A 23,131-nucleotide genomic window follows, 5' to 3' on the forward strand; every position below is an offset into this window, starting at 1 on the left:
ATTATTCTCCTTTAATAAATTGTATCTGAATGGCTGATTGGTTGAGGCGGCTTAAGGCCTCGATATAAGCTAATTTTACCTGTACGGCTGCGGACATATTCTGGATATACTCGATGTAGCCAATTTCGCCCAGATTGAAAGATACTTGAGCGATCCGCAATTGTTCGTCTGCCTGTTTTAACCCACCCGATAAATAATAATCTACCGATTGCTTAAATTTATGGTATTGTTGTAATTCCTGTTCATGTTGCAAACGTACCTGTGATTGGGTGTTTTGATAATTGGTTTGAGCAACCTGTGCAGACAAGCGTTCCGCCTTTACCTTTGCACGGTTCGCCCCATTAAACAAGGGAAGCGCGAAACCAACTTGTATCCCGGCGATACGAGTCCCAGGCGAATAGTCACGGTTGATATTAGCAGGGTTAAAGCCGGAGATTACCAACTGCTGATTATACCCTAAAGTAAAATCCGGTAACCCTTTTGATTTTTCGACAGCGATCCTTGCATTAGCAACTTCCATGTTTTGCAGGTCAACATTTACCTGCGGGTTGTTAGCTACATTAATGGTATCTGGTGTAATTGCCAATAACACGGATAATTTACTTTCGGCGATCACAATAGGTTCGGAAGTATTTAATAATTGCTGTAAAACCAGTTCGTTATTTCGCAGATCGGCTTGTGCACCTATCTTTAAGGCTACAATCTCCTGGTACTTGTTCCGTGCGCTGATCAGTTCCAGATTGGAGGTTTCGCCGGTTTTAAACCTGATCTCTGCTTTTTTTACGAAGCCTTTGTAAACGCTATCCTGAAAGTCCAGGACGCGCAGTGTTTCCCTGTTCAGTATATAGGCATACCACGCGCTCCGTACCTGTTTGATTACCTCGGCCCGTGTTAAATGCCCTGAACGTTCTGCCAACAACGATTGCTGATTGAGCAATCTTCGCTGATTTTTATATAAACCTGGCCAGGCAATGGTTTGCGTAATGCCAATGGCGTTATCCATATTTCCTCCACTGGTAGGGTCTTGCGTGACCATCAATTCGGTTTTGGGAATATCGGTACCTGACCTTTGTAACGCCCTGGCCTGTTCGACGGACAAACCCGCAGATCGGATTTGCAGGTTATTTTTAATGGCATTACTAATCGCGCTGTCTAATGTCAGTGGTATTCGGTTTTGTGCAAGGGCTTTGCTTTGTTGGCAGATGCCAAAACCAATGACCAGCAGTATCGTTACCAGTGCTTTAGGCACTTTGATCTTTTCTGTTTCTTTACGATTGAATAACAGGTAGAGGCATGGCAGCACAAATAGCGTCAAAAATGTAGCGGTAATTAATCCTCCGATCACCACAGTAGCTAAAGGTCGCTGTACTTCAGCCCCGGCACTTGAAGATAGGGCCATTGGAAGGAAACCTAAAGAAGCAACCGAAGCAGTCATGAGTACCGGGCGCAGCCTGGTTTTTGTGCCTTCTAACACTCGGTCATAAATATTGCTCATGCCTTCTACCTTTAACTGGTTGAAATACCCGATCAGCACGATACCATTTAATACGGCTACGCCAAAAAGAGCAATAAAACCGACACCCGCAGAAATACTGAACGGCATACCGCGAAGAAGCAGGGCAGCTACGCCACCCATTGAAGCCAACGGAACCGCTGTAAAAATAAGCAGGCTTTCTTTTACCGAACGAAAAGTAACATAAAGTAATACCAGGATAAACAGCAAAGCCGCAGGTACGGCGATTAACAACCTTGCTTTGGCAGCCTGTAGGTTCTGGAATTGGCCCCCATAGGTCAGGTAATAACCGGTGGGTAATTTCAAAGTTGTATTTAATTTCGACTGTATTTCTTTTACGGTCGTTTCAACATCTCGGCCCTGCACATTAAAGCCAACATAAATACGTCTTTTGCCATCTTCACGGGATACCTGTGCCGGGGCATCTTTAAAAGAGATATCTGCAACCTGGCTTAACGGCACTTTGTTACCCGATAGTAGCGGCACCAGCAAGTTTTCAACGCCTGAAATGTTTTCGCGCAGATCACGGTTTAGCCGCACCACCATATCGAAACGCTTTTCACCCTCAAATACTACGCCCGTAACACTTCCGGCAAATGCAGTTTTAAGGATCATGTTCACATCGCTGATGTTCAAACCATACTGCGCCATCTTATCCCGGTTGTAAGCTACTTGTATTTGCGGGAGTCCGCTTACTTTTTCAATATAGGGTTCGCTGACACCTTTTACAGGAGCGATCAGTTTGGCCAGTTTTTCAGCCTGCACCGCCAGGATATCCAGATCTTCGCCATATATTTTGATAGCTACATCCTGCCGGATACCAGTCATGAGTTCGTTAAAACGCATCTGCATCGGCTGAGATATTTCAACATTGATACCGGGTATGGCTGATAGTACTTCCTCCATCTTTTCGATCATTTCTTCTTTATTTGATGCCGTTTTCCATTCCCCTTTTGGTTTCATAGCAAGCATCATATCGCCCTTTTCCATTGGCATGGGATCGGTCGGTATTTCGGAACTGCCAATACGGGTAACTGCCTGTTTGATCTCCGGGAATTTGTCTTTTAATAGCTTTTCAGCTTTACCGAAAGTCTTCACTACTTCAGTAAGCGAAGTGCCCTGCATCATGGAAATTTCTACGGTAAGATCTCCTTCATCCAAAGTCGGGATAAACTCACCGCCCATTCGGCTAAAAGCCCATATAGCTATGCCAAATACAATAAATACAGCGGTTACGGTAATTATCTTTATTTTCAGTACAGCTATTAAAGCGCGCTGGTAAACCCGCTGTAAAAACTCAATAATGCGGTCTGATATATTCCGTTTGTGGGACGTTTTCTTACTAAGGAAGAGTGCACTTGCCATCGGGACATAAGTGAGCGATAGAATAAAAGCGCCCAGGATAGCGAAGGCTACTGTTTCAGCCATTGGGCGGAACATCTTGCCTTCAATGCCTACGAGTGACAATAATGGTAAGTAAACAATTAAGATGATGATCTGCCCGAACGCGGCGGATTTCATTAGTTTACTTGCACTATCGCGAACTTCTACATCCATTTGCGCAGTGGTTAGTTTTTCTACACCTTTTTGTTTGTAGCTGCCTGTAGTAATATGATGTACCACACTTTCAACAATAATTACCGCGCCATCTACTATCAGCCCAAAATCAATGGCACCTAAACTCATCAGGTTACCCGATACACCGAACAGCCGCATCATGGAAAAGGCAAACAGCATGGCCAATGGAATAACCGAAGCAACCACTAAACCAGCCCTTAAATTTCCTAAAAGCAATACCAGTACAAATATGACGATCAGTGCGCCTTCCAAAAGGTTACGTTTTACTGTACCGATAGCGCGTCCAACCAATTCTGTACGGTCAATAAAAGGTTCGATCACGACACCTTCCGGCAAGGACTTTTGTATCTGTACCATCCTGTCTTTGACGTTTTGGATCACCTCGCTGAAATTCTCGCCTTTCAGCATCAGGGCTACGCCTGCAACTACTTCACCCTCGCCATTGCGGGTAACCGCGCCATAGCGGGTTGCGCTACCGAACTGTACGGTTGCAATATCCCGCACCAGTATGGGTGAGCCTTGGGTATTAGCGACTACGATCTTTCGAATATCGTCCAGGTTTTGTACCTGCCCCAAGCCCCTGATGAAATATGCATTACGTTGCTGCTCTATATATGAACCGCCTGTATTTTCATTATTCTTTTGCAGGGCTTCATATACTTGCGGTATAGTGATTCCTAAAGAGTTCAACTTGTCATTATCCAGGGCGATCTCGTACTGTTTAACATAGCCGCCCCAGCCGCTCACTTCTGCTAAACCAACGGTTCCGGCCAATTGGGTACGGACCAGCCAGTCTTGTATCGTGCGCAGATCGGTAGCGGTATATTTATTTTCATAGCCTTTTTTTGTATGGATCACATATTGGTAAATTTCTCCAAGCCCGGTGGTAATAGGTGCCAGTGTGGGTTCTCCTAATCCCGCCGGAATGCTATTTTCGGCTTCTTTTAGTTGCGCATTGACCTGCTGCCTTGCCCAATAAATATCTACATCATCTTTAAAAACAATGGTGATCACGGAGATACCGGATCGGGATATGGAACGTTTTTCAATGATCCCGGCGATATTAGCCATTGATAATTCTATGGGAGCGGTAATAAACTGCTCTACTTCCTGTGCGCCGAGGCTCGGCGCTTGTGTAATGATCTGTACCTGGTTATTGGTAATATCGGGTTGTGCATCAACCGGCAGGTTGTACGCTGAATAAATACCCACCAGTATTAAAACCAGTGTCATAATCCCGATAGCTACCTTGTTCCTGATAGAGAACGCGATAATCTTGTCGAACATAAATTGTAAAAATTAATACGATACGGAAAAGCCATGCAAAGTTTATTGCAGGCGAAAACATCAAGAATTTCGTATTAACCTTTTTGAGGGGGCTGCCAGATTTTGATCGGCTGTTTCTGTATAGCCGGGATGCCATAATCAGGATATTCACGCACAACTTGTTGTGTGTGAATGCCAGTATTAATTGTAGCTGTTAATTGCCTTGCAGTAGAGCAGCAGGAACAAGTACAAAATGGAGGGCAGGTTTCCTGTCCTCTTTCATCATTAGGAGAATGATTTTTTTGCAAGGTTACATGAGTTATACTTCCAATCATATCATCCCTGTCCTGACAGGGCAATAAGGTCAGGAGTGTAAAATAAAAACTGAATATGAAAGCGATATATCTCATTCGATGCAAATGTAGGGAATATCTTCTTTATAATAAAACGGCGATATAGCATGCCGTATTAAGGCAACATTCCTTATTCACCTGTGTCGCGAAGATAACCCACCGCCGGGATAAAAGTCAAGCATACAAGCGGGCGGCAGTTGTTTGCTTTCAGCCGCCCGCCTTGACTACTTACCCGGCTCGCCCTGTTGGTTGCTTAACAGTTTAATAAGGGATACTGGGTTCAACGTAATTTACTTATAATTCTTTCGTATAAGGCCTATATCTATTCGCCTTTTTAATTTCTCACTCAAAAATTCGTATCTTTATATCAGAAGATTACAATTAATCTATGTTTTAAAATTGGCAAGTAAGAATTTATATCCATATAAAGCATTGAATATAAGGTCTTTCATGGCAATACAAATCCCTTCGGGTATCGGTATCTTTAGTAACCTAATTCCGGGAAGGTATTATGTTAAAGCTATTGGATATGTCGGCCAGACTATCCAAGGTGATTCCATTGCAACCGTGTTACGCCGTTCCAAAGGTGATAATATTCCCAATTTTACAATTAATGCACAGTAATTGTACCCAAAGCTTGGGTATAATGAATTTAAGATTATAGGGCATCGGGGAGAAAGCAGTGGTTACTATTGATTAATTCGTGGTTCCCCTTTGGCTTCGAGCCAGTTTAATTAGAATCGCAACCTTCAGAAAGCAGTTCGGTACGTTCCCTTCCTATTTAGAATCGCAACCTTCAGAAAGCAGCTCGGTACGTTCCCTTCCTATACTGTCAAGGCGATAATTATACAGGCTTCAAATGCGTAACAGCCTATTATAAAACAATAACTTCTCACAAAATATTTTTCTCTCTCAATAGTCCTTATTTCGTTTAACTGCATAATAGGGTTAATGAACGGATCAAACAATCGAATTTCTTTAACCGAACTCTTTCAGAAATACCTGGACGGCAGGTGTAGTTTAGATGAAACGAGGCAGCTTTTAAACTACTTTGAAAGCGAACCGAATGAAAGCCAGTTAAGAAGCTTAATCCGTATGGAATTGGGTTACGAAGATTCAGCAGAATCAAACGCTTCATCCGAAAGAGCCATCCAACAGGTCAAAGAAAACATCCTCCAGGAAATAAAAGAAAACACCGATAGCAAATCGAGCGGCACCCTATTTCCCAGGTGGCTGAAGATCGCGGCATTTTGGTTGATCCTGGTTGGTACCGGCGCGCTCATCTACCGTAGTTATTTCATGAATAATTCGAGCGGCGATCCCAAGCTTTATACATTGCTCACCAAAGCTGGTGAACATAAGATCTTAACACTTTCCGACGGCACCAAGATATGGCTTAGCCCTTCCAGTTCGCTACAATATCCAGATCAGTTAACAGGTAATTTGCGCGAGGTCAAACTGGAAGGCGAAGCTTTTTTTGAGGTTGCCAAAGACAAAAAACATCCATTTGTAATACACAGCGGTCAAATGGATACCCGTGTAGTTGGCACCTCCTTCAACATTCAATCTTACAAAATACAAGCAAAATATACGGTAACTGTAGTCACCGGTATTGTCAATGTGTCTGCTCCGGGTGCTTTAAACGGAAAACGTTCCAATGTTGTGCTAAGACCCAACCAGCGGAGCGAGTTTAACCCTCAAACCGGAACATTGATCAGTTTAAATTATTTCGAGGCTAAACAGATGCTGAACCGAAAGAACGGTATTTTAAATTATGACGGAGTCAGCGTGCCGGAAGTGGTGGCAGAACTTACCCGGTATTATAGGGTGCCGATTTTGACCGAAAGCAAATCAAAGAATTGTCTGTGTTACGGCGAATTCAATACGAACCGGCCATTAGCCATTGTTTTAGAACAATTAGCGGCTGCAATCAATGCTAAGGTGATTACCCAAAAGGATAAGTATATATTAAAAGGAGGTTGTGAAGAATGAGACAGATAGCAAAATTATCCCACCCATAAATTAGGGTACCGCCGCAATAACGCACGGAACAATTTTACATTTCTTAGAATACACCAACTGCAAAAAGTTAAAAAATTGCTTTATGGGCCTGGTATTGCCCATTCACAAGAATATACATGTGCTATAACCATTAAATAATTAAACTATGTTTTCCATTTTACCCTCCCTTAAATCAATCAGGCTTTTACTTATCATCGTTTTTGTTAACGGATGCTTGTCTTTACCGGCGGTAGCGGAATCTGCCAACCAGATCCTGGAAAAGAAAGTCACCGTAAGCTTTAAAGAAATAAATTTAAAAAGCGGTATTGATAAAATTGCCAAAGCTGCGGAGGTTTCCATTATCTACAGTAATTCCAAAGAGTTAATCAATAGCCGGGTTAGCCTTCAGGCGGTCAACAAACAATTAAAGGAGGTGTTAAATGACTTACTCCTACCCTTTCCATTATCCTATAAGGTTATAGATGACAAAATCATCATCAGCCATGACGCACAAAAAAGAAAGAGAACTGCGGAACAGCAGCCCGTCATCATTAAAGGAAAGGTAACTGACAGCATTGGCATGGTGCTGCCCGGTGCTACCTTGAAAATAGTCGGTGAAAGCAAGGTTTACATAACTGACAAGAACGGAGATTTTGTCTTATCCAATGTTCCGCTTAACGCCAGATTACAGGTTTCATTTATTGGATTTATAACACAGGAGGTTTTATTAGCCGATACCACAGCTTATTTGACGGTCGTTTTAAAACAGGATAATTCAAAATTGAATGAGGTAAAGGTTGTTTCAACCGGCTATCAGACGCTACCTAAAGAACGGGCAACCGGCAGTTTTGTCCTCATTGATAGCGCCTTATTGAATCGCAGGGTAGGCAGCAACATCCTGGAAAGATTAGATGGCGTTACCAGCGGGCTGATTTTCAATCAACGAAACCTGGACGGGAATAATAACTCAACGATCACTATCCGGGGACGCAGCACCATTTTCGCTAACCCCAACCCACTTATTGTCGTCGATAATTTCCCATATGATGGCGACATAAATAGTATCAATCCAAATGACATAGAAAGCATCTCTATTTTAAAAGATGCAGCGGCCGCCAGCATCTGGGGCGTACGGGCAGGCAATGGCGTCATTGTTATTACCACGAAGAAAGGTAAAAAGGGAAGTGATCCGGTTATTAGTTTAAACGCCAACCTGACCATCGGTGAAAAGCCGAACCTGAATTATCCTTACCAGATGTCATCGGCAGACAACATTTATGTAGAAAAATTTCTATTTGACCAGGGCTATTACGATAATACGATCAGCAATGGCTACAGCGCCATATCGCCCGCGGTCGCTTTGATGGATAAGCTAAGAAACAGTCAAATTTCCCAAACTGATTATGATGGGCAAATCAATACCTTAAAACCAAGTGATGTACGGAATGATCTGCGTAAATACTTCTATAGAAAAAGTGCGAACCAGCAATATAGCCTCAGTGTCAGCGGCGGTGCGGCACATCAGAAATATTTTATTTCTGCGGGCTTCGACAAGAACCTGGGAAATCTTGTTTCAGACAGTTACAAACGGTATACGATCAATGCCAACAACACGTTGAACCTGTTGAACGACAAATTGGAGTTGTTTACTTCTATCTCGTTTACCAGGAGTAATACGGGTTCCAATGCAAATACATACAGGCCGTATACGGCTTACGACCAATTAGCAGACAAAAATGGTAGTCCATTACCTGTCGTTGATAACATCAATCAAACCCTGAGAGCCTCGTATGTTGATACGGCCGGCAATGGAAAACTTTTAGATTGGCGGTACTTCCCTTTAAATGAAAACAAGGGTAATAGAAATACAGGCCTGACGAATTACAGGTTTCTGGCTGGAATTACCTACAAGCTGATCGATCAGCTTAAGATCCAGGTAAACTACCAATACCAGCAGGATCAGAATGAGGACAACCGTGTTTATAACCAGGATTCATTTTATGCACGGGACCTGATCAACAGGTTCTCTGCAATTGATCCCTCAACAGGTACTTTAAGCCGGATCATCCCGCTGGGAGCCATTACCGATAGAAACGATGCAACCGCTTCAACGCAATACGGCAGGGCGCAGCTATCGTATGAAAAGACGATAAAAAACATACACGCCGTTAGTGCGATAGCTGGTTTTGAGGTTAAGGATTATCAATATGATCTGAACAGTCAGCGTTATTACGGTTATGACCCTTCTACTGCAAGCAATGCTAACGGCTCCATTAACCCGTTAGCATACTACAATATTTATTACGACCCCTATGGCGCCCAAACGATCCCAACCGCACCAAGCCAGTTAGGGAACACGGACCGTTACAGGTCTTATTATGCCAATGCTTCTTATACTTATAACAGCAGGTATATCTTTACGGCAAGTGCCAGAAAAGATGAAACCAATATTTTCGGTGTAAAGGCAAACCAAAAAGGTGTTCCCCTGTGGTCCGCCGGTTTAGCCTGGAATTTGAGCAACGAGGGCTTTTACCATTCAGAAGCACTGCCGTATTTGAAAATCAGGGCAACCTATGGTTATAATGGCAATGCGGATAAAACAACTTCGGCTTATCTTACCGCTAATGCATTTTATTATAACATCTGGAACACGCTTTACGCTAATATCATTAATCCTCCCAACCCTTCCCTGGGTTGGGAAAAAATTGAGAATATCAATTTAGGGATTGATTTTTCGACAAAAGGGAATTGGCTGTCCGGGAGTTTTGAATATTACAGGAAACGCGGTATGGACCTGATCGGTAACAGCCCTATCGCACCGCAAACCGGCGTAACGACATTCAAAGGTAATTCGGCGGATACAAAAACCAATGGAATTGATATCGTCGCAAATTTAAACATTCTCAGTAAGCCGGGTTTTAAATGGAAACTGAACCTGTTATACAACTACGCCCTTGATCGGATAATCAATTATAGCGCACAGCAGGGCGTTAACGGTGATATTGTATTCAGCAACTATTCCAACCCACTGGTAGGCTTCCCCTATTACGCCATATTTGCTTTTAAATCCGCCGGACTTGATGCTACCGGTAATCCCAGGGGCTATCTGGCAGGAGCCATCAGTACTGACTATGCGGGGATTTACAATTCCCAAAACGCCGATGAACTCGTTTATAAGGGGCCGGCAACTCCGCGGTCATTTGGCAGCATACGAAATAATATCTCGTTCCGGCAATGGGATCTTTCAGTCAATGTCGTTTATAAGCTGGGCTATTATTTCAGGAAGAATGGGATTTTCTCCGGCAGTAATTATGGCTACAATCAGGGAGAATTTGACCAAAGGTGGCAAAAACCAGGAGATGAACTTCATACAACCATACCATCGCTCATTTATCCCAATGATAGCTACAGAGATGTTTTCTACTTAGGTTCTGAAGACGTGATCGATAAAGGCGATCATATCCGGCTACAGGATATCCGGTTAAGTTACCAGCTGAATAAAAAGTATCACCCGTATCTACCCTTTAAAAGCCTGCAGATCTATTCGTATATCAACAATGTCGGAATACTTTGGCGTGCAAATAAGGATGGATTGGATCCCGATGCAGGGACACAATTATTGCCTTCAACACGGACCATCTCATTTGGGTTAAACGCGACTTTTTAAATTAACTATCATGAACAGAAAAAAAATCAAAAGCGCCAGTGTCTGTTTAGCGCTTCTTATCGCGGCAGTACTTACTTCCTGCAAAAAAGATTTCCTAAACGTAAAACCGAGTACAAGCCTGGTCCAACCGCATACCATTACAGATTTTCAGCAGTTACTTAGTAACACGGAGGTATTCAACCAGACAGGCGCGCTCCCGCTTGCCTCCTCTGATGAATTTATCATTCCCGATTATGCTACCTATCAATCACTTGTACAATTAACCACCAGGAATGCCTATACATGGGAAAAAGATCTTTACGGGGGGCAGGGGAATGTAAAAGATTGGAATATTCCTTACGCGGCTATTTTTTATGCCAATAGCGTACTGGATGGTTTGCCCAACAGTGATGGGATAGGCACCAGTGAATGGAACAAGACCAAGGGATGGGCGTATTTTGCCCGTGCGTTCGCTTTTTACGACCTGGCCCAAAACTTTTGTGAGGCTTACGATGGTAACACTGCGGGAAATTCCCCCGGCGTTCCCTTGCGGCTTACTTCAGGAATAGATGAGCTATTACCCAGGGCCACTTTGCAACAGACCTATGATCAGCTATTATCAGACCTGCAACAAGCAGGCAGATTGCTTCCTAATAATCTATCTGTTGATTTTAGGAATCAGCCCTCCAAAGCTGCGGTTTACGCCTTGTTCGCCCGGATCTATTTAAGTATGCGCGAGTACCCCAAAGCGGAGGCGTATGCAGATAGCTGCCTATTGATTTACAATAAACTTATTGACTATAACACCGTTTCAAAAACAGCAAGCACGCCTTTTACTTTTTCCAACAACGAAAGTATCTACTACAGTGTCCAAACCACTGATCTGACCGAGGTGATCTCCTCCTCACTTGGAAGATACGCTATAACTCCGGAATTGTTAAGCTTATATGATGCGAACGACCTGAGAAAGCCGATCTATTTCGGAAAAGCAGCCAATGGAACCACGCTACGCAAGCGGACGTACAGCGGAAGATCGCTGATTTATACCGGGCTGGCAACGGATGAGCTGTACCTGATCAAAGCGGAATGCGCTGCGAGAAGGTCAGCTGTCCAGACCGCATTAAGTAGCTTAAATACATTATTAATTACCAGGTATACCAGCGGCACCTTTACACCACGCAGTGCATCAGATCCAGCAACAGCATTAGCAATGGTCTTAACAGAGCGCCAAAAAGAACTGATCCGGCGGGGCCTGCGGTGGTCAGACCTGAAGCGGTTGAATAAAGAAGGGGCCAACATCACTATCACAAGGATATTGAATGGGAAAACCTATACGCTGCCCCCGAATGACCCACGGTATTTGTTCCCGATACCCGATGACGAAATTAATTACAGCGGCATATCGCAAAATCCCCGATAGCCTAACAGATGCCGAATTAATGAGCACATCATAATAATATAAAACTACATTAAAACAAGATGAACATTTCAAAAAACAAGACCTACTGGTTTTATTATCCTCAACTGTTAAAATATGTCCTGATACTTATTACAGGATTTACAAGTCTGTCAACTGTTTCTGGACAGCCCCGTAAGGAAATTGTCATTTACGGCAAGTGGACACCTGAAATAAGAAAAGCGCTTCCTGATAATTTTAGTCTTGAAGTTTATAGAAATATCCTCGGCATTGATTCCAATGTAAACCAGACCTATCAGGTAAAGGTATCAGCCAACACATTTATGGTAAAAATCAAGCCGAAAGCCGATTTTGTCTATTTCGGCTTTAAAGGATTTCCGGTGGATAGCTGGGTTGGATTGACCTTAGCCCGGCCCGGCGATAGCCTTTACTTTGATATCAAAAGGAAAGATGATTTCCATTTTAAATCAAACAACGAAGTCTTGTATACCTGTCAGGTTGAATTAAAAAAGGCAAATGTTCCGGTAAACGGAACCAAGCCATTTCACAATAGCGATACCGGCATTGTTAACTATTTGATTTTTAAACGGGATTCCATTTTGAAGGATCTTGACCGCATCCTTTTAAAATATCAACAGCAATTACCGCCAGACCTGTTAGCCATACTTAAAATCAATAGCTATAGCGAGCTTAACCGCGGCTATATTACTTCATTGAGCGTAATCATACAGAATAAAACCTATAGCCAAACAGAAGAAAACCTGGCAGTGACGGCCATCAATGAACGTTATCAAAAAAACAAGCCCCCGGTAGATTCCTCCTTGATCACCAATTCTATTTCATATGCACCTTATCTTATCGAATTAGAGCGGGCATGGAACGGGCTGCACAGTGATACCAGTAATTTCAAACAAGACCGGTTCGAACGAACGTTTAAAGCCATCAGCAGCAATTATTCCGGCCTGCTGAGACAAAAGATCCTTACCGTATTTTTCATGTCCTTTTTTAATCAATCCTACACAGCGCCATCGGATCTTCGATCTATTATTGGCGAGGTGACTGATTATCCGTACCAAAACATTTTAACAGGCTTACTACATTCAAAAACGAACGGGAACAGGGCTTATCCATTTAAACTGCAAAGTTATGATGGAAGATATTATACTTTAGATGATTTCAAGGGCAAGGTCATGATTTGCAAGTTCTGGTTCTATGGATGCAGTGGTTGTGCCATGGAAGAAAAAGAATTACAACCGATCAGGGAGCGATACAAAAACAATCCCAACGTTGTGTTCATTAGCGTAAACGTAGATTACAACAGGAAGCTTTGGAAGATGGGTTTGGACAAGGGTATTTATTCATCCCAAGAGGAACTTAATTTACATACAAACGGTATGGGCTACCGTCATCCTATGCTTGATTTTTATAATTACCAGTCATTCCCGCAACTATTATTGGTAGACAAGAATAGTAGTATCATTACTTCAAGCCCGGTTAGAATCACAGATGAGAAATCCCTTTTAGCGTTAGACGAGTTAATTCGAACACATCTTTAAAAAAATCACATAGGAGCAAACTAACTGCTCCTATGTGATTACAACTTAATTATTCCGCCCAAATTTGTTTTGATGCAGATTCTGACCCGCCGGACGGCCTTGCGGAATAAGTAAACGAAGCCACACCGGGATCACTTGCATAGGTTATGGTGCAGGCATGAGTTTTCGGCTGAGCCGGATCACAATTGCCGGTTGGGCTGGTTAATTTGGTATAATTATCCTGGCTCAACTGGTAATAAGTTACCGAAGTAAACTTTTTAGCAGTTGTAAAAGAACTGAACCCGATGGCCATAGCGCCTACTAAGAGGCCTAAAGCGATTTGTTTGAAGTTTTTCATGTTGTGTGTTTTTATTGATTATTTGATTTGTGTAGCCGGAGCGCGATGATGGCCAGCCCGATAAAGGCGAGGTTAAACCATAAATGCTGCGTCCAGCTTAAGTTTTCGATGACACCGCCACAGTGGCAAGGGATTATTTTTGCCCAGAGCAGCACTCCGGAGATGTAACCGGTGAAAACGACCATCATCGCCAGGAAGAGGTATAATCCCGATTTTGCCGTATAGGGGATCAGCAATAAAATAAAGGTCAGTATTTCGATCAGCGGAACGAACCAGGAAATAAAAACAGCCAGGCCGCTGATCAGATGCACCCCGGACAGGCCTTTAAGAAACCGGTCATGATCGACCAGTTTGGCATAGGCGGTATACAGGAATAGAAACATGCAAACCAGGCGAATGCCAGTAATTAACCATTCCTTAGTTGGTTCCGTTGAGGCAAACCGGCGCTTCATTATAATACGACTTTCCATAAACGAGGATAATGATGGACATTAGGAATACAAGATGGCTGATGCCGTTAGCAGGTACGTAACCCGCATGGATGAGTTTACTCTTTGTCACCGCGTCCTTTCTTTGTATTACCTCCTGGGGAGATAAGGGGTTAAATGATCTTTGTGATTATCTATCACAAAGTAACTACAACCCAAAGCACTAAAACAGTAGTAAAATGGTGGTGCTTAATGAGGGTAAATGGCAAAAGAATTCTGCTTTTTTCTGCATAAATCGGTTCAAGCCGTACATTGCCCCCCTGTTTCGTCGTATCATTTTAAAAAAACAACTACTTTATTTACTACCCTGACACCCCTACGATTAATGAAGACGGATAACCGCCTCTCACGGGCGTTCAGCGCAAACCTTTTTGTAGTTGCACCATCATCTTAAAATTAAAACAGGCCTGTTTTTCAGCAAAGCGAGGTGGCCGGACGGCGGCTTGATTTGCTGAAATTCAGGCCACCCAACACGCCGTCCTGCCTGTTGCGGATGAAAGCAGCAAGTGGCAGGGCGGCGCGATTTTTTTAAGATTTCAACGAGATTAACTTTTCATAGACATCCTGCCAATAAGCTTGTAAAGCCTCGTCCTGCGCGGCATAGGCGGGGTTGGCATGACGGTAATGGCGGTAATCATCCGCCTGTAAGATGGCTAAATCCAAATCCGTAACTTGTATCGCCTTGCCTTTTAAATCTGTAATTTCCATGAATGTTGGTTTAAAAGCCGCATTAAGCGGCGGCTTGTTTTGCGATTTCAGGTTTGTCATCAACCACTTTCAGGGGCTGTGTCCTGAAGTCGTGGAGGTTCATGAAAAACCCACGGTTCAATAGGATGCCTTCCCGAAATAAAGCCCATAAAAGGGAAGCCCCCATGTTAGCTAAAGTAGAGTTGATAAACAAATCCTGTTTGGTCAGGGCTTCGGCTAAAGAGCAGCTTGGCGTATCATCGGTTGCATCTGCAGTTTCCAGTAAACCTTTAAAAGTCTCGGTCACAAAGGGCAGGTTTCCCACGGGCGCAAATTTCTCCGAGGTGGGTTGTTTGAGTTCCCCGATTGTTGACAATAATACTTGTCCTGTGTCCCTGCTGTTACCTAAATCCATCCAGTAGAGCGGTTTATTACGCTCGTAGCTACGATAGCTTTTGTATGCGCCTAATATTTCAGCAATCTCAAAACGGGCGGCTGCATTATCCACGCAGGTAATATACAGATTGGCTTTGCCGCTGTCAGAAAGATAGCGGCAGGTGTCGTTATCGTACCGTTTATTGACCGCTTTCCAATTCGTGCCGAAAAAGCGGTTAATGCGGTTTACCAGGGCGACACTTTTGTGCAGGCCTATTTCCGCTTCCGCAAACAGTTGCCTTCCGAGGTTGGCGGGGCTTACGGTATCATCATCGTAAACGGTAACGATCAAGCCCGGATAATCCAAGGCAAGCATGGCTTGGTTCATACGGGCAAGGCAAGTCAGCATTTGGCTACCCGTTCCCCCCGCCCCTATGAGGTTAACGGTAATCGGATTGGTCGGGTTGACTAAATAATTATCGGTAATATGAACTGTGGTTAAAGTTTTCATCTGATTAAGTTTTTGAGTTGGTATTTGGTAGCGTTGAGTACGTTGGCCGGGAACGGTTCGGCGGTGGTGGTCAGTTGTTGCCACAACTGCACAATATTGCCTTTGATGGGTTCATGCCCTCCTATTAAGTGGCTGAAATAGCTATTAAAAAAATAGTCCTGCCATAGTTCCATAAATTGTTCCAAGCCGCAGTCGTTCGGGATGCGGATGCGCACGTTACCCATACAAACCCTGCCATCATTGTAGAGATTGAAAAAAGGAGCATAATATAGCGGTGTCGTTTCCTTAAATTCTTTGGCATCTACTGCGAATATTTGCAAGCTACCTTTTCCGGCTTTCCATACCAATGCAGGAATGTTTGCCGCTGCCGAGGGGATGCCCAAATTTTCGGTAAACAATAGCTTGACGGCTTGCGGTGGCGTATGCCAAATCACATAACCGTTAGCACCGCTGTTGAGGTGCAAAACATTTTGTGGCATTAAACCTTTAGGCGTTAAGAATCCCTGCGCTTTCTTCTCGTTCAGCTGTAGGGCTTTAGCCAAGCTATTGCATTCTTTGACAGATAAGGGATGCCCATTAATCGGGTAACCTTTCCCGTCCATGTCGTAGCTTTCGATATAGTAATCTGATTGGTGCTGCTCGCCTGTCTTGCGCAGGATAATTAAGGCTTTTATAGGTTCGTATAGATTTCCGAACGTGCCTGTTAATTCTTTCATGGCTTGCGGTATAAAAGGGTACATAAATCATCTATCAGTCCGAATGCCCGTTGCTCATAGGCTAATTCATTCGTATAGGCGGGTTGGGCTTCATTAAAAATGGTGGTTATTTCGGGTTCCTGGTATCGGGCTCGCTCGTTAAAATCATCGTTCACCATGCTTTTCAAGCGTTCGCTCAGGTTATCATTAATGCTCCCGATAAAGGAAATATATTCGTGCATCCCCACGTAATTATCTTCGTAATCCTCGACCTCGTAATCCTGTAAACTGGCATGCCTAAACAAGTTTGCATTGGGGAATTCTTGTCCTAATTTCAGGCAGGTTTGAGCGACTGCGAGGCAATCCTTTTCAAATTCACTTACGGCGTTGAAATTGGCGATGAGGCTGTCCAGACTTTGGCGAAAACCTGTTTCCATCATTTTAGCCTGTATAAAATCGCCTTGTATCTTCGCGTTTTCGAGGGCTGATTTTTCGTGTGCGTATTCATCTTCCTCGCCGTCTCCCCAATCATCGCTAATCCATTCTTCCAAGGCTTCGTAATTGCAATACATATACGTGTCCTCATCCCTGTAATAGGAAATACCCGCCTCGGCATAGAGGTAAGCGCAAACAGCGGTCAACAGTTCGGCACAAGGTACATACGCTTCGTTTTGCCATAACTGGTAAATTGGCATAACGGGGATATAGTACAGGCAAAACTCTTCGTCAAAAGTTTCTTCTATGGTCAGGCATATTTCGCTATTCTCCTGCTCCATAATTTTTAGATGCCGGTATTTGTCTTTCACTCGGAGTTTACGGTGCAATTCCTTTTCAGCCATCAGCAAATTATACGGGTATGGCAGGGAACGATAATCAGTCAGTTCCAAACCATAGTGCTTTTCGAGGTAAGAACGGGATTTAAAAAAATCCCGTTCTGTGGCTGAACGATCCGGCAGGTCTTGCGCAGGTGCGTACATCGGCGTAAAGCTGTGCCTTAAAAAACCATCGGTAACAGTTGCTGCGGTGCGGAGCGTGGCGGGTTTTGCCTTACTTCCTGCGCATCGGATAACCTGTCGAGGTCTTTTGCGAAGTGTGCGATTTGCTGATATAGTTTCCATTGCTGCGGGTTTCGTTTTTCTACTAATCTGTCTGCTGTTCCTGTTTTCATCATTAACCTTTCGTGCCTATGGTGGATACAAATTCGTATTCTCTAAAGTCGTCTTTGAACTCAGGTCCGACAATCTTGGCGGTGGTCAGGATGGCGTAGAGGTTAGCAAAATGGTTGCAAACCGCTTCGGGGCTAAAGTCCTCGTTAGGGTCGGTCAGCCGTATTTTTTGACCGTTTTCTGTATGGATAAAAACCCGTGGTAATAATTTTGTGGCTATCATGGCTATGGGAATTAGGCGTTAAAATTTATCAATGCTTTTTCATAGAGGTTGGCTTGTTGTTCCAAATACTGGCGTTTCTTCTTCAATTCATTCTCCTTGTTAGGGTGGTCTTCGATGGTTGGCAGGATGGTTAAAGCTTCGGAAAATTTCAACTTTTTAATCAGTTCGGTTACCTTCTCCATCGCTTCATCGTAGGCTTTTTTCTTATCCTCTTTGCTGATTTTAGGTTCAGGCAGTTCCACATCGTCGGTTTTTTTAGTAGCTGTTGCGGTGGTTTGCGTTTTTTCCTTGTTCTTCTTATCCTGCTCCAGTTTGGAGGCTGCTTTAGCTACCTCTACACTTTTCAAATGGGCTTCCATATTGGTTTGCAGTCCTGCGTTTTTTAAGGTCGGTTCGGTTACCTTGTCAAAAAAGCCCTCGTCTAAATCCTCGGCTGTGCCGGAAAGGGTAAGCGGTACAATAAGGTTTACTGCCTTATCCCCGCAGGTGGTATTGAATAACTGAGATACAATAAAATTGCCTTTATCATCTGTGGTGATGGCCAATTTCCAAACCCCTTGCAGGTTCAGGCTTGCTATATTTTGAAAAAAGTTCGTTGTCATGATTAATGATTTAATAAAGGGGGATTGCTCCCCCTTTTGGATGATTAATTGAATTGCAGGAAACTTTCGTTAAGGTGTTTGGAGAAATCGAGGCACAGGTCAAAGGCAGTTTGCGCTCTTTGTTTGGCTGTTCCCTCGATGATGGATTTAAATTTGGCTTCACCGTCCCTGTAGTTTCGTACATTTTGAAAATAGCCAGTCACCGAATTATAAGCACCGAACAAAGTCCCCGCAGTCGTTTCCATTTGCTGTGTCGGGCTGCTCATGGCATATTCGTAAACCTTGTCTACCATGTTGGTGTAGGCAGTTGACAGTTCATCGGTTTTACCTGCCATCAGGTTGTTTAGTACCTCTTTATTTGGCACCATAGCAACTTGTATTAGTTTCTTCACCTCCTTATCAGTGATGCGGACGGTTGACCAATGATTGAAGATTTCCTGCATTTCGCCAGCCATTGTGTTACTGATACCCATGAGTGTATGCGCCTGTTTCAATCGGTCGTTGGCAGATGCGGTATGACGGATTTTAATGCCGCCCGAATGGTTACGCATGGCAGCGTTAAGCGTGTTGTTACACACAATTCTTACGGGGGTAAAGGCTGCGGTTATGCTTCCAAAACCATCGTGGGAGGTAGTCAGAAAAAGATATTTTTCAATAAAATCGTCCTTGCCAACACGGATGTAGCCCGGTAGTTTGGCGGTAATAAATATGCGTTCGCCTTTACCCAATGCCCCTGCCGTTTCGTAAAGTATGCCCTCTCCCCCGCCGACGATGGCATCAAAAAACTCGAATGCGTTTACATTCTGTACGACTTCATAATCTTTGCCCACTACCCCTAAAACCTGTTCGGTATCGGTGCGGATGGTTGCAAAGTAATTTGGTACTTCGATTTCTGGGATCAAAATATCCGTGTTGCGGTCGCCTGTATGATTTTCGGTATCATAGGTAAACAGGGGGCGTTTTTCTACATGGTAATCAAGTCCTGCGTATTTAATCGCCTGTGCGCTTGTGGGATATTGGTCTACGATTTTACCTAAACCGTGCCATGCTCTTTCCTTTACGCTAAAAAAGCTGAATTCGTTATTTGCTTCGTTGAAATTCAAGTTGTGTGCCATGATGTTAAGATTTTGCTTTTGAATAAAAAATGAATGGGAATGGGATTAAAATGGCAGGTCGTCGTCGTCTTGACCTGCACCTGCGGTTACCGTCTTTTTCTCCTTGCCTTCGGCAGGGTCTGCGCTTTTAGCCATCGGGCTGAATAGCTTAATGGTATCGCAAGTGCAAATCAGCCTCGACTGTAACCCTTTGGTTTGGCTTTGATAGGCTTGCGCTTCCACCCATCCCAAAATTTCAACTACTGCGCCTTTGCTGAGGTATTCGGCAAGTCCAGTATTGCGCCAGTAGGTGCAATCAACGAATACGGCTTTTTCCTTTTTTTCGCCTGCTTTGTTTTTCCATTTTGGTTAATGGCTACGATAAAATTGATAAGGGATTTGTTTTCCGAAACCGTTTTTACTTCTGCGTTTCCTGTTAGTCTTCCTGTGAATAACATACTTTTGATTTTTTAATGAATAAATTTTTGTTTATTGTTCTTCTTTCGCCCCGATGCCCTGATTGATTATTTTTAAAAGAAAAAGGGAAAAAAGAAAGCAATAGGAAGTGCCGGTAAACGAGGCAAAAGGAAACTGAATAATTGGAGGGGACCCTTTGGGGAGGCAGCCGTTTATGCGGTAGTCTTTTGTCAAACCAACCGTTATATCCGGCAAGATATTAGCTGCGCTTTTTACCCGTTTCGCCTAAAAATAAAATGGATTAAATAAAAAAATGCCATTGGAGCCGCAGGCGATGAGTTGCCCAATCGGTGTAATGGTTCTCCTTTCACTCATGCCCATAGCGCTTTAGCAGCAGCCTACACTTAATATGTTGGTAATTACTATAGGGCAATGGTGCTCATCTTTGTATTTTTACTTCGCTAATAATCCGGTTCACCCGGAATGCAGACCTAAAAACAAATATTAAATGAGCTTCATAGCGGACATCAAAAAGCGACTCCCGGCTGTACTTTGGATTTCGTGTTGTATTGGTTTTTTACTCTTCTTTATCGGTCCCATTAACGAGTTACTAAATAAACTGGTAGTCAAGCCTTTAATTTCAGCATTCTCTAATTCGATCCTGAATGAGTTGGTCTTGTTGGTGCTTGCGGTGTTGGCTGGTGCCTGGCTATACTTGTTTGGTGACAAAGGATATCTGCGGCGGATAGCGATTTTCACTGCATTTTTTTATGTATTGCAGCTAAATCAGCCACTATGGGACTTTGGACATATGCGCCTAATCCCGGGAATGCGTGAGTGGGATCTTATTGTTGCTGCATTAATCATTCCTGCAGTCTTTACTTTTATCCCAGTAAGGAGGATTGAGATTGCCGGGGTTAACAACAACGGCTTTATTGAAGATTTGGCTATAGTTTCTGCTGATGAGGATAGCTTTAACAGAAAGGAAGTTGCACGGGAAATTGCAGTAAGAATTGGCAGGACCGCCAATAGCAAATCATTTGCTATCGGCATTCTGGGAGAGTACGGCAGTGGGAAAACATCTTTTATCAATTTGATCAAGAGTTACGTTGATCAAAAAAAATCAGAGATCGTAGATTTCAATCCATGGAGCGCTGAAGGAACGCCAAATATTCAAAAAGACTTTTTTGACCTCTTGGCCAGCAGGTTGTATACACTTAACCCACAGGTTGCTGGATTAGTCCTTGAATATTCCCGGAAACTTAGCCGTGTAGACAGTTCGGCAGAGAAGCTCGTTCGTCAGATCGGTTTTGCCGGCCGGTTGTTCAGTATTGGGAATTATATTGATGACTATGAGCGGATTAATCAGTTATTGGAAAAATCCGGTAAAAAAATAATCGTAACGATAGACGATCTTGACAGGCTTTACAAGGATGAAGTCATGGAAGTGATGCGGTTGATTCGGAACACAGCGAACTTTACCAATATTTTTTATCTCGTTGCCTACGAAAGGAGTTATATCCAGGAGTCTATCAAATCTATGAACGCTAATGTCTCCAGCAGCTACCTGGACAAGATAATCCAGCTGGAGATCCCTTTACCCAAAAGAGAAAATGAAGACCTGCTTCGGGTACTGGAAAATCTACTGGAAAGTTTTATCACTTCCGATCATATGGAAGCGTACCGGAGCCATATCCTCGAAACAGGATTTCGCAATCAATTTAATTTTGCGTTTGAAACGATTTTCCGGCAAACTAGAGATGTCATTAAATTCATCAATAATTTTAAGATCGCCTACCAGTTTTTAGGGAAAGAGGTCATGTTTGAGAGCCTTTTTGTTTTGGAACTGCTCAAATTCCGATTTCCATTAATTTATGACAGGCTATTTGAACGGCGAAACGATTTTATCAGGGATAAGCCATCCAGGTCATCGCACGAAGAATATTATGAATTGAGGACTTACCTGGTGGAAAAAGAGGAACTGCCGATAATTGGCCGTACGCTGCGGGAAGAGCAACAATACACAGAAAGCGAGATTACCCTGATTTGCGGCCTTCTGAATAACCTGTTTTTCAAATTCAACCGCTCAGCTAAGGCAAAAAATGCGATCATTTACCCCATGTTTTTTGAACGTTATTTCCGCTATAGATTAAGTAACCGGGACATATCTGAAAAACTATTCCAGGATGCATGGCAGCGCGGCATTTTGGGCGTAAAAAATTTGGTGGATCAATGTGCGGAGGATAGGCTGCTCAATGAACTTTCCACGCGAATTTTTCAGGAAAAACCGAAAACAAGGATAGATTTTGAACTGAAGGTGTCATCCCTTTTTTACCTGGGAACCAGGTACGTGAGAGAAAAAGGGCGTCGCTCCTTCGATTACGATGCGTTTACCGATCTGCTTTATAATTATGATCACCGGATTGAAAAACAATATTATAAGAAAGATGAAAGCGCCTATCGTCTTTTTGTAGAAAGCTTATTTGCAGGCGCAGAAAGTCCGTATGTATTTCCTGCCGAAGTTATTTACCACATTAAACACGATCAAAAAGAAATAGGTGTTCCGACCACGGCCCTGATAGACTTTCAGACCCACTACTTCAAGGCGCATATCGCTGAAAAGGGCTTAAGCAGGGATGGCACATGGATGTTTTGGGGTATACGGCATGATTACACGGAACCCGCACCGGGAAAGCCGGGATATGTGACGAAACATTTCCAATTTGAGCCGCCGGTTATTCCGGTCGTTAAAGCTGCCCTGGCGGAGCAGGACCCGTTCCAATTTCTAAAGTTTGGTATTAAATACGATATGCGCGAAAAAGAATTAGTCGCCATTCATCCGGAATTGCTGACAATATTTACTACGCCAGATGAATACAAGGAAATTATTACCGCAAACACAAAGGTTGAGCCAGCAATAAAAGCTGATTTCCTGGCATTTTTCGAGGCGTGTAAAGAAAAGGGATTCAACAATTGGGCGGAGTATGAATTCAAAACGGCTTTAAAACCCGAGCGGAATGAGGACGATGATTGAGTTTAATACGGAGTGTATTAGATTAGATTTCGATATCTGTAAAGCCCTTAGATGGTGTTTCGAAAGTTAGTTTTTCGCATCACGGGATAGAAGCGGCATCCTGCGTGGCCGATACAGCGTATGAGCCTGGCCCGAAGGGAGTCTTTTTGTCATTACGTGCGCGACGGGCCCG

At 43.4% G+C, this 23,131-nt stretch carries 19 protein-coding genes; 6 read left to right on the plus strand and 13 right to left on the minus strand.

Annotation, left to right across the window (positions count from 1 at the left end):
- Position 1: 1 nt before the first annotated feature.
- Together IDJ77_RS01990 and IDJ77_RS01995 are read right to left on the minus strand one after the other, a co-directional pair.
- Entirely contained in the window at positions 2-4,378 is a 4,377-nt protein-coding gene (locus IDJ77_RS01990; protein ID WP_191187243.1) for a CusA/CzcA family heavy metal efflux RND transporter, read from the minus strand.
- A 74-nt stretch (positions 4,379-4,452) separates the two neighbouring features.
- Positions 4,453-4,767 carry a DUF6660 family protein gene (locus IDJ77_RS01995; protein WP_191187244.1) on the minus strand — a complete coding sequence of 105 codons (315 nt, stop codon included), beginning with the start codon at positions 4,765-4,767 and terminating at the stop codon, positions 4,453-4,455.
- Positions 4,768-5,160: 393 nt separating this feature from the next.
- Here IDJ77_RS01995 and IDJ77_RS02000 point away from each other — a divergent pair, with 393 nt between their 5' ends.
- The 5 genes from IDJ77_RS02000 to IDJ77_RS02020 all read left to right on the plus strand — a co-directional run bounded on the left by IDJ77_RS02000 (position 5,161) and on the right by IDJ77_RS02020 (position 13,330).
- Entirely contained in the window at positions 5,161-5,334 is a 174-nt protein-coding gene (locus tag IDJ77_RS02000) for a hypothetical protein (protein WP_191187245.1), read from the plus strand.
- 327 nt (positions 5,335-5,661) lie between these two features.
- Positions 5,662-6,702 carry a FecR family protein gene (locus IDJ77_RS02005; protein ID WP_224750926.1) on the plus strand — a complete coding sequence of 347 codons (1,041 nt, stop codon included), beginning with the start codon at positions 5,662-5,664 and terminating at the stop codon, positions 6,700-6,702.
- Between the two features lie 175 nt (positions 6,703-6,877).
- Entirely contained in the window at positions 6,878-10,378 is a 3,501-nt protein-coding gene (locus IDJ77_RS02010; RefSeq protein ID WP_191187246.1) for a SusC/RagA family TonB-linked outer membrane protein, read from the plus strand.
- Positions 10,379-10,388: 10 nt separating this feature from the next.
- The gene (locus IDJ77_RS02015) at positions 10,389-11,777 is read left to right on the plus strand and encodes a RagB/SusD family nutrient uptake outer membrane protein (RefSeq protein WP_191187247.1); all 1,389 of its coding nucleotides are present in this window, start codon (positions 10,389-10,391) and stop codon (positions 11,775-11,777) included.
- A gap of 59 nt (positions 11,778-11,836) precedes the next feature.
- The gene (locus tag IDJ77_RS02020) at positions 11,837-13,330 is read left to right on the plus strand and encodes a TlpA family protein disulfide reductase (RefSeq protein ID WP_191187248.1); all 1,494 of its coding nucleotides are present in this window, start codon (positions 11,837-11,839) and stop codon (positions 13,328-13,330) included.
- 49 nt (positions 13,331-13,379) lie between these two features.
- Here IDJ77_RS02020 and IDJ77_RS02025 read toward each other — a convergent pair whose 3' ends face one another.
- The 11 genes from IDJ77_RS02025 to IDJ77_RS27800 form a co-directional block, all read right to left on the minus strand.
- On the minus strand, positions 13,380-13,667 hold the full coding sequence (locus IDJ77_RS02025; RefSeq protein WP_191187249.1) for a hypothetical protein: 288 nt from the start codon (positions 13,665-13,667) through the stop codon (positions 13,380-13,382).
- A gap of 11 nt (positions 13,668-13,678) precedes the next feature.
- On the minus strand, positions 13,679-14,137 hold the full coding sequence (locus tag IDJ77_RS02030) for a MauE/DoxX family redox-associated membrane protein (RefSeq protein ID WP_191187250.1): 459 nt from the start codon (positions 14,135-14,137) through the stop codon (positions 13,679-13,681).
- 546 nt (positions 14,138-14,683) lie between these two features.
- The gene (locus tag IDJ77_RS02035) at positions 14,684-14,863 is read right to left on the minus strand and encodes a hypothetical protein (RefSeq protein ID WP_191187251.1); all 180 of its coding nucleotides are present in this window, start codon (positions 14,861-14,863) and stop codon (positions 14,684-14,686) included.
- A 22-nt stretch (positions 14,864-14,885) separates the two neighbouring features.
- On the minus strand, positions 14,886-15,728 hold the full coding sequence (locus tag IDJ77_RS02040; protein ID WP_191187252.1) for a PRTRC system ThiF family protein: 843 nt from the start codon (positions 15,726-15,728) through the stop codon (positions 14,886-14,888).
- Positions 15,725-16,444, minus strand: a complete 720-nt coding sequence (locus IDJ77_RS02045; RefSeq protein WP_191187253.1) for a PRTRC system protein B — start codon at positions 16,442-16,444, stop codon at positions 15,725-15,727. Before IDJ77_RS02045 ends, IDJ77_RS02040 begins: the two co-directional genes overlap by 4 nt.
- Positions 16,441-17,400 (minus strand): hypothetical protein, encoded by a 960-nt coding sequence (locus IDJ77_RS02050; protein ID WP_191187254.1) that lies wholly within the window; start codon positions 17,398-17,400, stop codon positions 16,441-16,443. The genes IDJ77_RS02045 and IDJ77_RS02050 overlap by 4 nt, the downstream gene beginning before the upstream one ends.
- Positions 17,401-17,417: 17 nt before the next feature.
- The gene (locus tag IDJ77_RS02055) at positions 17,418-17,594 is read right to left on the minus strand and encodes a hypothetical protein (protein ID WP_191187255.1); all 177 of its coding nucleotides are present in this window, start codon (positions 17,592-17,594) and stop codon (positions 17,418-17,420) included.
- Entirely contained in the window at positions 17,594-17,812 is a 219-nt protein-coding gene (locus IDJ77_RS02060) for a PRTRC system protein C (protein ID WP_191187256.1), read from the minus strand. Before IDJ77_RS02060 ends, IDJ77_RS02055 begins: the two co-directional genes overlap by 1 nt.
- Before the next feature lie 11 nt (positions 17,813-17,823).
- Complete coding sequence (locus IDJ77_RS02065) at positions 17,824-18,414, minus strand: PRTRC system protein E (protein WP_191187257.1); 591 nt, start codon at positions 18,412-18,414, stop codon at positions 17,824-17,826.
- A 44-nt stretch (positions 18,415-18,458) separates the two neighbouring features.
- The gene (locus IDJ77_RS02070) at positions 18,459-19,529 is read right to left on the minus strand and encodes a DUF932 domain-containing protein (RefSeq protein WP_191187258.1); all 1,071 of its coding nucleotides are present in this window, start codon (positions 19,527-19,529) and stop codon (positions 18,459-18,461) included.
- Between the two features lie 239 nt (positions 19,530-19,768).
- Positions 19,769-19,966, minus strand: a complete 198-nt coding sequence (locus tag IDJ77_RS27800; protein ID WP_262892785.1) for a hypothetical protein — start codon at positions 19,964-19,966, stop codon at positions 19,769-19,771.
- Between the two features lie 467 nt (positions 19,967-20,433).
- Here IDJ77_RS27800 and IDJ77_RS02080 point away from each other — a divergent pair, with 467 nt between their 5' ends.
- Complete coding sequence (locus tag IDJ77_RS02080) at positions 20,434-22,959, plus strand: KAP family P-loop NTPase fold protein (protein ID WP_191187259.1); 2,526 nt, start codon at positions 20,434-20,436, stop codon at positions 22,957-22,959.
- Positions 22,960-23,131 lie beyond the last annotated feature (172 nt).

The sequence above is a fragment of the Mucilaginibacter pankratovii genome, assembly GCF_014773265.1.
GTDB lineage: Bacteria > Bacteroidota > Bacteroidia > Sphingobacteriales > Sphingobacteriaceae > Mucilaginibacter > Mucilaginibacter pankratovii.